At 71.3% G+C, this 13,009-nt stretch carries 6 protein-coding genes; 2 read left to right on the plus strand and 4 right to left on the minus strand.

The genetic code is table 11. From position 1 onward, the window contains the following. On the minus strand, positions 1-7,352 hold a 7,352-nt coding region (locus tag ACIRG9_RS31300; RefSeq protein ID WP_402864067.1), incomplete at its 3' end, for a type I polyketide synthase. Between the two features lie 526 nt (positions 7,353-7,878). Between ACIRG9_RS31300 and ACIRG9_RS31305 the strand changes: the two genes are divergently transcribed. Beyond that, a complete protein-coding gene (locus tag ACIRG9_RS31305) occupies positions 7,879-8,529 on the plus strand; it encodes a DUF1579 family protein (protein ID WP_402864070.1) in 651 nt (216 codons plus the stop codon). Positions 8,530-8,674: 145 nt separating this feature from the next. Here the strand turns inward: ACIRG9_RS31305 and ACIRG9_RS31310 are convergent, their stop codons facing one another. Together ACIRG9_RS31310 and ACIRG9_RS31315 are read right to left on the minus strand one after the other, a co-directional pair. Beyond that, positions 8,675-9,406: a helix-turn-helix domain-containing protein gene (locus tag ACIRG9_RS31310; protein ID WP_402864073.1), complete on the minus strand. Its 732-nt coding sequence runs from the start codon at positions 9,404-9,406 to the stop codon at positions 8,675-8,677. A gap of 385 nt (positions 9,407-9,791) precedes the next feature. Then, complete coding sequence (locus tag ACIRG9_RS31315; protein ID WP_402864075.1) at positions 9,792-10,025, minus strand: DUF5988 family protein; 234 nt, start codon at positions 10,023-10,025, stop codon at positions 9,792-9,794. A 251-nt stretch (positions 10,026-10,276) separates the two neighbouring features. On the opposite strand from ACIRG9_RS31315, the gene ACIRG9_RS31320 reads away from it, so the two are divergent. Beyond that, entirely contained in the window at positions 10,277-11,035 is a 759-nt protein-coding gene (locus ACIRG9_RS31320) for a thioesterase II family protein (RefSeq protein WP_402864078.1), read from the plus strand. A 134-nt stretch (positions 11,036-11,169) separates the two neighbouring features. Here the strand turns inward: ACIRG9_RS31320 and ACIRG9_RS31325 are convergent, their stop codons facing one another. Then, on the minus strand, positions 11,170-12,603 hold the full coding sequence (locus ACIRG9_RS31325) for an acyl-CoA carboxylase subunit beta (protein ID WP_402864081.1): 1,434 nt from the start codon (positions 12,601-12,603) through the stop codon (positions 11,170-11,172). Between the last annotated feature and the right edge of the window lie 406 nt (positions 12,604-13,009).

Here is a 13,009-nt window from a genome sequence, read left to right on the forward strand (position 1 = left end):
CTGACCAGGTGCAGGTGGCGGGCGCCGTGGTTTTCGACGAGGTGGGCGGCGGTGTGTCGGGCGAGCGTGCCGGTGCCGCCGGTGATGAGCGTGGTGCTCCCTGCGTCGATGGGCCGGGCCAGGCCTCCTGCGCCGAAGGGCTGGACGGCCGGTGAGCTGGTGTCGGCGGCCAGGTGAGCGGCGTGGGGGGTGCCGCCACGAAGGGCCAGCTGCGGCTGAGGGCTCGCGATGGTGGCGGGCAGCGCGGCGGCGCTCTCCTCGGTGTGGTCGGTGTCGACGAGGGTGATGCGGTCGGGGTGTTCGGTCTGTGCGGTGCGGACGAGACCCCAGCAGGTGGCGGCCGGCAGGTTGGTCAGCACGTCGCCCTCACCGATGCTGACTGCCCCGGTCGTCAGGACGGTCAGGCGCGCGTCGGTGTAGGTCGGATGGGCGAGGAAGGCCTGCAGGGTACGCAGCAGCCGCTCGGCCGCCTCGTGCACGGCCGCCGGCACATCCGCCTCGTCGTCGCTGCTGTGCTCGGCCAGCGGAAGAATGACCTGCTCCGGCGCGGCGATCTCCTCACTGGCGATGGCCTCGTGGAGGGCATCCAGGTCGGGGTAGCAGGGCAGCTGCCAACGGGAGGTCGACGCGCCGACGATCACCCACCCGTCGGTGGCCGCCCCGCTGGGCAGGGGCACCGGGACCCAGTCCAACCGCCACAGGCGACCGTCGTACGTCTGCCGGCTCGCGTCGAGCTGCGCCGCGGTGACTGACTGGAAGGCCAGCGAGTCCACCGAGAAGATGGCCTGCCCGGCGTCGTCGTGAACGGTGAGGGCGATCTCGTGGGGTCCCCGCCAGCTGAGACGCACCCGCGCGCTGGCTGCTGGGGTGCTGCTGAGCCGGCGTACCCCGGACCAGGAGAAGGGCAGCCACAGTCGACCGTGCTCCCGGGCCACGATCGCGTCAACGGCCAGGTGCAGAGTCGCGTCCAGCAGCGCCGGGTGGAGACCGTACCCGTCGGTGTCGCCGGGCTCGGGCAGCGTGACCTCGGCGTACAGGTCCTCACCGGACCGCCAGGCCCGGCGGACGCCCTGGAACAGGGGCCCGTAGTGGTAGCCGGCCGACGCGAGCCGCGGGTACAGGCCGTCGAGGTCGACGGGGGTGGCGCCGGCGGGTGGCCAGGCCGACAGGGGCGCCGGTTCCGGCTCGCCCGTGCCGTCGTCGAGGGCGGCGGTGGCGTGGTGGGTCCAGGCGATCTCGGCGGCGGCGTCGGAGAGCCGGGAGTGGACGGTCAGCCGCCGCCGGCCGCGCTCGTCCGGGGCGCCGACGGCGACCTGGAGATCGGTCGGCTGCTCGCCGAGGCCGAGCGGGCTGTGCAGGGTGAGCTCGTCGAGGTGGTGGTGCCCGGTGGCCGCCCCGGCGTGCAGTGCGATGTCCACGAACGCGGTCGCCGGTAGCAGACAGCCGGTGCTGATCGTGTGGTCGACCAGCCAGGAGTGGGTGCGGGTGGACAGCCGAGCGGTGTGCAGGTCCTCGCCGTTGCTTGCGGTGGTGAGCGCGGCGCCGAGGAGCGCGTGCGTGCTCGGCCGCAGTCCGAGGTGTTGCGTGTCTCCGACCGGAGTCGCGGTGAGCCAGTACGGCTGGTGCTGGAAGGGGTAGGTGGGTGGGGTGGCGTGGGTCCGGGTTGCTGGGAGCAGGTGGGTCCAGGTGATCGGGTGGTTGGTGTGGGTGTGCAGTTGGGCGGTGTTGGTGAGGAGGGTGTGCCAGGGGTCGGCGTTGCGGCGGAGGGTGTGGCAGATGGTGGTGGTGTCGTTGTCGATGGTGGGGGCGAGCAGGGGGTGGGGGCTGATTTCGATGAGGGTGTGGTGGTCGTCGGCGATCAGGTGTTGCAGTGTCGGGTGGAAGTGGACGGGTTGGCGCAGGTTGTCCCACCAGTATTCGGTGGTGAGGTCGGTGCCGGGGACGGTCTGTTGGCGGGTGCTGCTGTAGAAGGCGGTGTCGCTGGCTCGGGGGTCGATGGTGACGCTGGTCAGCTCGGCCCGGAGTGGGTCGATGTGGGGGCAGTGGCTGGCGTAGCTGACCGGGATGATTTTGGCGGTGAGGCCGTGGTCGGTGAGGGCCGTGTGTGCAGCTTGGATGGCGATCGAGCTGCCGGAGAGTACGGAGGTGGTGGGGGCGTTGTGGGCGGCGAGGTGTAGTTCTGTGGCGTGGTCGGGTGCGAGTTGGGTGAGGAGGTTGGGTAGTTGTTCGGGGGTGGGGCCGGTGATGGCGAGCATGCCGCCGGTGCCTTCGATGGTGGTGAGGGCTTGGCCGCGGTGGGCGATGAGTCGGGCGGCTTGGTCGAGGGTGAGGGCTGTGGTGGTGTGGGCGGCGGTGATTTCGCCTTGGCTGTGGCCGATGACGGCGTGGGGGGTGATGCCGTGGTGTCGCCACAGTGTGGTGAGGGCGGTGGTGACGGCGAAGAGGACTGGTTGGACGACGTCGACCCGGTCCAGGCTGGCCGCGTCGGGCTTTTCGAGGATGACGTCGAGCAGCGACCAGTCCACCACCTGGCGCAGTGCTTTGTCCGTGGTGTTGATGCTGTCGCGGAAGACGGGGGAGGTGCGGTAGAGCTGGTGGGCCATGGCGGGCCATTGGCTGCCTTGGCCGGGGTAGATGAACGCGATTTTGCCGCTGTCGTGGGCTTGGCCGGTGGTGAGGTTGTCGTGTTCGGCGCCGTCGACCAGTGCGGTCAGGGCTTCGCGCATCTCGTCGGCGGTGCGGCCGAGGATCACGGCCCGGTGGGGGAACGCGGTGCGTCCGGCGAGGGCGTGGGCGACGCCGGCCAGGTCCAGGTCGTCGGTGTCGGTGGCCCAGTCGCGTAGCCGGCGGCCGTGTTCCCGCAATGAGGTTTCGGTCTTCGCGGAGAGCAGCCAGGGCACCCAGCCGCCGCCGGGCAGGTCGGTCAGCTCTGTGTCGCCCCTGTCGGCCGGCTGCGCCGATGTCGGGGTGGCGTCCGAGACAGTGCGTTCCGGCCCGCTGGTTGCTGGTTCGTCGGTGGGGGCCTCTTCGATGATCAGGTGTGCGTTGGTGCCGCTGACGCCGAACGAGGACACTCCGGCCCGGCGCGGATGTCCGTTCCGCTCCCAGTCGACCGGCTGGTCCAGAAGGCGGACCCTCCCGGCGGCCCAGTTCACGTGCGGGGTGGGCGCGTCGAGGTGCAGGGTGTGCGGCAGCCGGTGGTGCCGCAGGGCGAGAACCAGTTTGATGACGCTGGCCACCCCCGCGGCGGCCTGGGTGTGGCCGATGTTCGACTTGATCGATCCGAGCCACAGCGGCTGGTCGTCGCGGCGGCGCTGGCCGTACGTGGCGAGCAGCGCCTCCGCCTCGATCGGGTCGCCTAGGGTGGTGCCGGTGCCGTGTGCCTCGACGGCGTCCACGTCCGCCGGGGTCAACCTCGCGTTGGTGAGGGCCTGCCGGATCACCCGTTCCTGGGACGGACCGTTGGGGGCGGTCAGGCCGTTGCTGGCCCCGTCCTGGTTGACGGCGGAGCCGCGGATGACGGCGAGGACCCGGTGGCCGTGTTCGCGTGCGGTGGAGAGTCGTTCGAGGAGGAGCAGGCCGACGCCCTCGCCCCAGCCGGTGCCGTCGGCGGCGGCGGCGAACGGCTTGCACCGGCCGTCCGGGGCCAGACCCCGCTGCCGGCTGAACTCCACGAGCATGCCCGGGGTGGCCATCACCGTGACGCCACCGGCCAGGGCCAGGTCGCACTCCCCGTTGCGGATCGCCTGCGCGGCCAGGTGCATCGCCACCAGCGACGACGAACAGGCCGTGTCCACGGTGACCGCCGGCCCCTCCAAACCCAGTGCGTACGCGATCCGGCCGGACGCGACACTCGTCGTGCTACCGGTCAGCACATACCCGCCGACGTCACCCGACGCCTCGTGCATCCGGGGGCCGTAGTCCTGCGACATGGCTCCGACGAACACGCCGACCCGCCCGCCGCGCAGACTGGTCGGGTCGATGCCGGCCCGCTCGACGCTCTCCCAGGCGGTTTCCAGCAGGAGCCGCTGCTGCGGATCCATCGCCATCGCCTCGCGCGGGCTGATCCCGAAGAACGCGGCGTCGAAGCCCGCGGCGTCGGCGAGGAACCCGCCCTCCCGGGCGTACGTGGTGCCGGGCGTGTCAGGGTCCGGGTCGTAGAGCCCCTCCAGGTCCCAGCCCCGGTCGGTGGGTAGCGGGCCGATGGCGTCCCGACCCTCCACCAGCAGGTCCCACAGCTGCTCCGGGCTCGCGACCCCACCCGGGTACCGGCAGGCCAGCCCCACGATCGCCACCGGCTCGTCCAGCGGAGTCGCCGGTGCGAGTGCCACCACGGGACCCGGGCCGCCGACCGCCAACCGGTCGACGAAGTCGACCAGCTGGTCGGGCGTCGGATGGTCGAAGGTGACCCCGGCCGGGAGGTCGAAGCCGGTCGCCGCCGCGAGATCGTTGCGGAACCGCACCGCCATCAGCGAGTCGAACCCCAGCTCCTTGAACGTCCGGGTGGGGTCGATACCGGCGGCCGTCTCGTGGCCGAGGGTGAACGCGAGATGGTCGAGCACCGTGTCGCGGACCAGCCGCCGCCGGTCCGACTCGTCGAGGGCGGGTACCTGGTCGCGTAGCGGCGGCACCTCGACCGCGGCCTGGCCCGCCCTACCCGAGCCGTCCGCCGTCCCCGGCACCGGTACGGGTGGCCGCGGCGCCTCGGCCGGCGTGTCCAGCCAGTGACGCCGGCGCTGGAACGGATAGCCCGGCAGGTGCGGCGGGTCGTCGCGCCGGGTCGCGTCGACCGGCCAGACGTGACCGGCGTCCGCGACGTGCACCGCCGCGATGGCGGCGCGCCACGAACGATCCGCGGGCTGCTCCGGATGCAGGACGTGCGCCGCGGTGACCGCACCCGGCAATGTCCGGACATGCAGGGTGGTGAGCGTTCCGTCCGGTCCGAGTTCGACGAAGGTCCGTACGCCGTGCTGGTCGTGCAGCGCGGTGAGGCCCTCGGCGTAGTGGACGGGGGCGAGGATGTGTTGGACCCAGTAGTCGGGGTTGGTGAGTTGTTCGGCGAGTTGTCCGGTGATGTTGCTGATGACGGGCAGGTTGGGCGGGGTGTAGGTGAGGCTGGCGGCGGCGGTGTGGAATTCGTCGGCGATGGTGGTCATGTGGGGTGAGTGGAAGGCGTGGCTGACCTGGAGTGCGGTGGCCTTGCGTCCCTGTTCCCGCCACTGGGTGGCGAGTTGTTCGCACGCGGCCCGGTCGCCGCTGATGACCACGTTGTGTGGGGTGTTGACGGCGGCGATGGCGACGCCGTCGTGGCCGTTGATCAGTTGTTCAGCTTCGTTGTGGGTGGCTTGGAGGGCGATCATGGCGCCGGGGGTGGTGATGCTGTTCATGAGTCGGGCGCGGGTGGTGACGAGGAGGGCGGCGTGGTCGAGGGTCAGCACTCCGGCGAGGTGTGCGGCGCTGATTTCGCCGAGGGAGTGTCCGGTGAGGTAGTCGGCGCGTAACCCCCACTCGCTGGTGGCGACCCGGTGTAGGGCCACGTGCAGGGCGAACAACGCCGGTTGGGTGTAGGCGGTGCTGTCCAGCAGTGCTGCGAGTTCGCTGCCGGGTTCGGCGAACACCACGTCTTGGAGGTGGTGGTCCAGGTGGGGGTTCAGTGCCGCACACGCCTGGTCGAACGCTTCGCGGTAGGTGGGGTTGGTGGTGTAGAGGTCGGCGCCCATGCCCGGGTACTGGCTGCCCTGCCCGGTGAAACAGAAGGCGGTGCCCTGAGCGTCGGCGGCCACGCCGGTGACCGCGAGGGGGTGCGGCCGCCCGTCGGCGAGCGCGCCGAGCGCGGCGGCGAACTCGTCCCGGCCGGCGGCGGTGACCACTGCCCGGTGCGGGAAACGGGTCCGCCGGGCGAGCGCCGAACCGACCGCGGCAGGGGTGACGTCCTCCTGCGTGGCCAGCCACGCCCCGAGCCGCCGGGCGTACGCGCGCAGCGCCGGCCCGGTCTTCGCCGACAGCACCCACGACACCCCGCCGCCACCGGCCGCCTCGACCGTGTCCCTGGCCGGAGCATCGCGGACCACCAGGTGGCAGTTGGTGCCGCCCATGCCGAAGGACGACACGCCACCGCGCAGCGGCCGGTCGGGCGAGGGCCAGTCGGTGAGCTCCCGCTGCACCCGCAGGCCCAGCTCCTCCAGCGGAATGTCCGGGTTGGCCGAGACGAAGTTCAGGCTCGGTGGCAGCTTGCGGTGCCGTACGCAGAGCGCCAGCTTGACCAGGCCGACGATGCCGGCGGCTGCCTCCAGGTGCCCGACGTTTGTCTTGGCCGACCCGACCAGCAACGGTTCGGCCGTGCCCCGCCGGCGGCCGAGGACGGCACCCAGCGCGGCTGCCTCCACCGGATCGCCCACCCGGGTCCCGGTGCCGTGCAGTTCCACGTACTGCACCTCGGCGGGGTCCACCCCGGCGCGCCGGTACGCCGTGGCCAGCACGTGCTCCTGCCCCTGCCGGCCGGGCACGGTCAGCCCCTCGGTCGCGCCGTCGTTGCCCACTGCCGAGCCGTCGATCACGCAGTAGATCCGGTCGCCGGCGTCGACCGCGTCCGCGAGGGGCTTGAGCAGAACGAGCGCCGCGCCCTCGCTTCGCGCGTACCCGTTCGCCCGCGCGTCGAAGGTGAAACACCGCCCGTCGGGGGAAAGGCCGCCGAACTGTTCGGCGCCGATCGCGCTCTCCGCCAGTACGGCGAGGTTCACGCCTCCGGCGAGGGCCGTTGTGGACTCACCGTTGCGCAGGCTCTCGCAGGCCAGGTGGACGGCGACCAGGGAGGAGGACTGCCCGGTGTCGACCGCCAGGCTCGGACCGCGCAGGTCGAACAGGTAGGAGATCCGGTTGGCGAGGATGCTGCGGTGCAGGCCGGTCACGGTGTGCGGGGTGATCAGTTCGGTACCACCCCGATAGGTGAGGTGGGCGTAGTCATCCCAGATCGCGCCCACGAAGACGCCGGTGGGGGTGCTGGCCAGGGCCGCCGGGGTGGTCCCGGCGTCCTCGACAACCTCCCACGCGAGTTCCAGCATCAGCCGCTGCTGGGGATCCATCGCCGTGGCCTCGCGGGGGGAGATGCCGAAGAAGCCGGCGTCGAAGTCACCGATGTCGTCGAGAAAGCCACCCTGTCGTACGGCCCCGCCGTCGACCGGGCCGCTCCACCGGTCCGGGGGCACCTCTCCCAGGGCGCTGGCGCCCGTGGTCAGCAAACGCCAGAAGGCACCCGGATCCGCCGCCCCGGGCAGCCGGCATGCCAGCCCGACCACCGCCACCGGATACGGCCGACCGGTTCCCTCGGAAGCCGTCGCGTCAGGTCCGGTCATCTGCCTTCCCCCATGTTCGGTTCCTCTTCTGGTGGACGGGCGGCCTAATCCGATATGCCTTCCCGGAAGCGCATTTCCACATTTGTGAGGGGGCAGGACAGTCCGGCCTGACCGCAAATAAGATGGTGTGGCGCCGGCATGGACAATTTCCTGCCCAGTCGACAAGGATAGGGAGCGGGAATCGGGCCCGGATAGCCCCTAGCACCCCTACTTCGACCCCGCGACAGCGGGGTGCAACCCCTGCTCACCCCAGTCCGGTAACGGTTTATGTCGCCCGGGTCGCGGGCTGGTGCCCCGGCGTCGCGCGCCGATGCCGCGTATCTCCGTGCTTGTGCCTTGACTCGCCGATGGCCCTTCATTACGTTCCCGTTCGACACCTTTTTGTGCCGGCTGGGCTTCCCGTTGCTTCCTCCCGATCGTGGCGAACGACGTCGCCGGCGCTTCAGGCCGTGCGTTCCCCGCGGCGCGAGGAATTGCGGCCGGTCGACCGGTGTCGGCACCCGCTTCCAACCATTCGGGAGGAAAAATGAATTCTCGGAAAGCGGCGGTTCCGGGCCGTACCTGGTCGCGGCTGCGCCGTGGCCTGGCCCTCGGCGCGACGGCCGTGCTCGGCGCCATGGTGCTCGGCGCCGGGGCACCGAGCAGCGCCGCGCCGGAAAGCTTCCCCGACCTCAGCGACAACGCCTTCGCGCTCAGCAGGTCCGCCGCTCCGCCGCCGGCCCAGATGCGCCAGCTCGACTTCATGCTCGGCAACTGGAAGTGTGTGGTGACCACCCAGATGCACGGCCAGCCGCCGGAGACCGGCACGACCTATGTGGCGGTACGGAAGATCCTGGGCGGGCACTGGTACGAGCTGCGCTCGCTCCAGATGCCGACCGTGGCCAGCCCGCAGCGACTCGTCGCCCGGCAGGTCTACGGCTGGGACCCGGTGGCGCAGCAGTTCACCACCTACTACTACGACGACGCGGACGGCCAGGGCGCCGGCACGGCGCCGCAGGTGACGGCGGGGCACGCCGTCTTCACCGGCACCTACCTGTTCAACGGCTTCCGCCACATCGGTCGGGACGATCTCTACTCGCCGGGCCCGGGGAAGCTCTACAACGACATTTCCATGGGGCTGGAGTCCGCTCCGGAGGAGCTGTTCCCGGTGGGCACCTCCCGCTGCACCCGACACTGATCGTCCGCTGTCCCGGGCGGGTCGGATCGCCGACCCGCCCGGCCGCGTTTCCGCGGCCGGGCCGGCGTTCCGTCTCGGTTCCAGCGCCGGACCAGGGCCCCTGGACGGACCGGGTCTGCCGCCGGGCGGCCGGCCCGGCGCCGCACTACGCCGCGACGCGTAGCCGTTCGATGCCGGGCAGCACGGAGAGCAACGGGGGATACCGCCAGTCGGGCGGCCGGATGGTCAGCTCGACCTGCACATGCCGCCCCGGGGTGATCCGCAGTTCGTCGGACATTCCCAACAGCAGGGACGGCGTCGTGTGGCCGTCGGTGGTCGGCCCGACGGCGGCCGCGAGGAGATACCACCGCCCGGCCGGCACGGTGGCCAGCTGGAACGGCCCCGGCTGTTCGATCAGTTCCGAGGTGACCGGACGTCCCCGAGGGACGGGGCTGTCGAAGACGCCGACGAAGATCGGCGAGTCGGCCGGCGGGACCGCGTGGATTCCGCCGGAGAGGCTGCCGGCGGGGCGCTCCTGGAGTGGGTGAGCGCCAGCTCTTTCCTCGGGAAGCGGCTCGCCCTGCGCGACCCGGCGGTAGGCGGTGGGGGAGAGCCCCACGCACTCGGTGAACCGGCGGGTGAAGGTGCCCAGGCTGCCGTAGCCGACCTGGATGCTGATGTCGGCCACGCTCAGGCTGGTGGTCGAGAGCAGGTGCTTCGCTTCGTGGATGCGGACCGCGGAGAGGAAGCGCCCCGGCGTGACGCCGGTGACCCGACGAAAGGTCCGGAGAAAGTGGAACTTACTTATCATTGCGGACCGGGCCAGGTCGTCGAGGCTCAGCGGCTCCTCGTATCGGTCACGAATGGCGTCAATGGCTCGGCGGATGCCGTCTTTCACGTCGCCCCCCGCAAGAAGGTCTCTAACGGCGAGTCTCCTGCCGTCCGCTGCCAGAACGCGCACAGATCACTGTCATGCGGGCTGGGGCTCGATGACAGTTTCGCGAGGGCGTGCTTCGCCGTTGTCAAACGGAAGAATGGCCCATACCGTGCGGCGATGCCACCGCGATCCTAGCACCGAGTGAGGTGTCGATCGCGGTGGGTGTCCAAAAGATGGGCGCTCCGCTCGGCGGCATACTTCCGCGCTGGCGGGAAATGAGTTGTTGGTGGCGTCCGGGCATTCTGCCAGGAATTGCGCATTAGCCGAGTTGTGACGGACCTGCGAGGTCTGTCTAGTTTGGACCGCACGGCTCGACCGGTAGGTCGCCGGTCGGGGCCGCCGTCGATCATTCGGCCACGCGGGTACGGGTGGTCCACCGGAACACCACCGGGCTCGGCGACGACGCTGAGCTGCCACCGTCCCGTTCGAAGTGTTCGTAACCGCCCCGGTGGTGAATCTTCACCTTCTCGCCGTCTTGCGGTAGTAGCTGGGACCGCACGGTTGCCGGGAGGTCACTCGGTCCGCCGACGAGAACCGCCTCGACCATGTTTTCGACGACGTTTTCGGACGAACTGGTCATCGCTGCCCCCATGCTGCGGGAAATGTTTGCGAATCGACGCCTTTCATCATCGCTGGCAGTTGTGGGATTGGGCACCCGTAATGCACCCCTATCCTGGGCTGGGGCTGGGGAAATGGCGGTCGTGGTCGCTGATCGGCCGGCCGAATCCGGGGCGCCGAACAAATACAATCCATCGAGGCGGTATCGCCCGCCGCCCGTCCAGGTTCCCGGACCTGGCGGGCCGGCCCCCCTTTTCAGGACGGTGAATGCAGGTGACGACGGCTTTTTCCCAGGACATCTGGACGCGCCGCTACCACGAGGCGGGCCCGGACGCGATGCGGCTGATCTGCTTTCCGCACGCGGGCGGGTCGGCCAGCTTCTACTTCCCGGTGTCCCGCGCGCTCGCGCCGCGCATCGAGGTGCTGGCCGTGCAGTATCCAGGGCGCCAGGAACGGCGCCGGGACCCGGCGGTGAACTCCATCCACGAGCTGGCCGACCAGATCGCCGCGGCGCTCCCGTACGAAGACTGGCGGCCGACCGCCTTCTTCGGACACAGCATGGGCGCGACCCTCGCCTTCGAGGTGGCCCACCGGCTCGAGCGTGACCGAGGGCTGTCGCCGCTGCACATCTTCGCCTCCGGACGCCGGGCCCCCAGCCGGACCCGGGTCGAGAACCTGCACCAGCTCGGCGACGACGCGATCGTGGCCGAGCTGCGGCGACACAGCGCCACCGACGACCGGCTGCTGGAGGACCAGGAACTGCTGCGCATGATCCTCCCCGCGCTGCGATCCGACTACCGTGCCATCGAGACCTACCAGGCGCGCCCGGACGTCCGGCTCCGTTGCCCGCTGACGGTGCTGGTCGGCACGGCCGATCCGCTGGTGACGCCGGACGAGGCGGAGGCGTGGCGGGCCCACACCACCGGCCCCACCGAGGTGCGGTACTTCCCGGGCGGGCACTTCTATCTGACCGAGCGGATGCAGGAGATCCTCGCGGTGGTGACCGAGGTAATCACCGCGGTCCCGCGCTGACCACCGGCACGTCGCCGCCCGGTGTCGCCACGACGCTGGGCGGCGACGCGTACCCCGGACCGCCGGCGCGCCACCGCGACCGCGAGGGGCCGGCGCGGGTTACCACCGTCGGCCGGCCCCGGGGAGGGACGCCGTCAGAGCGGAATATTGCCGTGCCGGCCCCGCCGCTGCCGCGCGGCGGCGACCGCCTCGGCCAGCCGCCGCCGGGTGTCCGCCGGGTCGATCACCTCGTCGATCACCCCGAGCGCGAGAGCCCGACCCACCCCGCCGGACTCGCGGCGATGCTCCTCCAGCAGCCGCGCGCGCAGCTCGTCGACCTGCTCCGGCGGCGCCGCCGCCAGTTCCCGCCGGTGCAGCACACCCACCGCGGCCTCCGCGCCCATGACCGCCACCTCCGCTTCCGGCCAGGCGAATACCGCGGTCGCGCCCAGCGAGCGGGAGTTCATCGCGATGTACGCCCCGCCGTACGACTTGCGGGTGATCAGCGTGACCCGGGGCACCTCGGCCTCGGCGAAGGCGTGCAGCAGCTTGGCGCCCCGCCGCACCACCCCCTCCCACTCCTGCCCGACACCGGGCAGATAGCCGGGCACGTCGACCAGGACCACCAGGGGTACGCCGAGCGCGTTGCACATCCGGACGAAGCGGGCCGCCTTCTCGGCGCTCTGCGAGTCGAGGCATCCCCCCTTGCGCAGCGGGTTGTTGGCCAGCACGCCTACGGTCCGCCCGGCGAGCCGGCCCAGCCCGGTCACCATGTTCCGCGCCCAGCGCGGTTGCAGCTCCTCGAAGGGCGGCGCGTCACCGTCCTCGTCGAGCAGGTGTCGCACCAGCGGGCGTACGTCGTAGGCCCGCCGGCTGGAGGCTGGCAGCAGCGCCCGGAGGTCCCGTGGCTCGGCCACCAGGCCCGGGTCGACGTGACCGGGCCGGGCGAGCAGTTCGGTGATCCGTCGGGCCCGGGCGAACGCCTCCGCCTCCGATGTCGTCGTGACGTGTGCCACGCCGGAGCGCTGGGCGTGCACCGCCGGGCCACCGAGAGACTCCATGTCGACCTGCTCGCCGGTGACGCTCTGCACCACGTTGGGGCCGGTGACGAAGACCCGCGCCGCGTCCGACATGATCACGAGGTCGGTGAGCGCCGGACCGTACGCGGCCGCGCCGGCCGCCGGCCCGAGGACCACCGAGATCTGCGGGATCCGCCCGGACGCCTTGGTCATCATGGCGAACATCCGTCCCACGCCGTCCATCGACTCGACCCCGTCGGCCAGCTTCGCGCCGCCCGAGTGCCAGAGGCCGACGACCGGCCAGTGCTTCCACAGCGCCAGCTGGATCGCGTCGATGATGTGCTGTGCCCCGGAGGCGCCGAGTGCTCCACCCATCCGGCTGGCGTCGGTGCAGTAGGCGACGACCGGGAAGCCGTTGATCCGACCACGGGCGGCGCTCACGCCGCTGTCGTCGGCGGGGTGCAGCGGCACCACGGTGCCCGGGTCCAGCAGGCTTCCCAGGCGGGTGCCGGGTCGCCGGTCGGCGTGGACCGCCCCGTCGGCGCGGGGTGCGGTGATGGTGACCGTCATCAGATTCCTTCCGCAGCGCGAGCTGGACTGGGCCTGCGGGCTCACGCTAACGACGCCGTCCGCCGTCGCTGAACCCCTAGCCCACCCCGGATCGGACGCCGTCCGGGGTGGATCGGGGTGCGGAGGTAGGGGTTGCCGAATTCCGACGTACGCGATTCGCTGTCCCCGGCGCCCGTACGCGTTGGCGGACCTCCGCCCCCGGGTGACACCGCGAGCGGGTCGGCCGGGGCGTCGCGCGCGCCGCGAAGGCCGACACGGCAGGCCGGCCGTACCGGGTGGAGGACCGATATGACCCTGGCAGCGAGTAGTCGCAAGCAGATCCGTCAGTTGGACCGGGTGGTGATCCGGTTTGCTGGTGACTCGGGTGATGGTATGCAGCTGACGGGTGATCGGTTCACGTCGGAGA

The sequence above is a fragment of the Micromonospora sp. NPDC093277 genome (assembly GCF_044765245.1).
Classification (GTDB): Bacteria; Actinomycetota; Actinomycetes; order Mycobacteriales; family Micromonosporaceae; genus Micromonospora.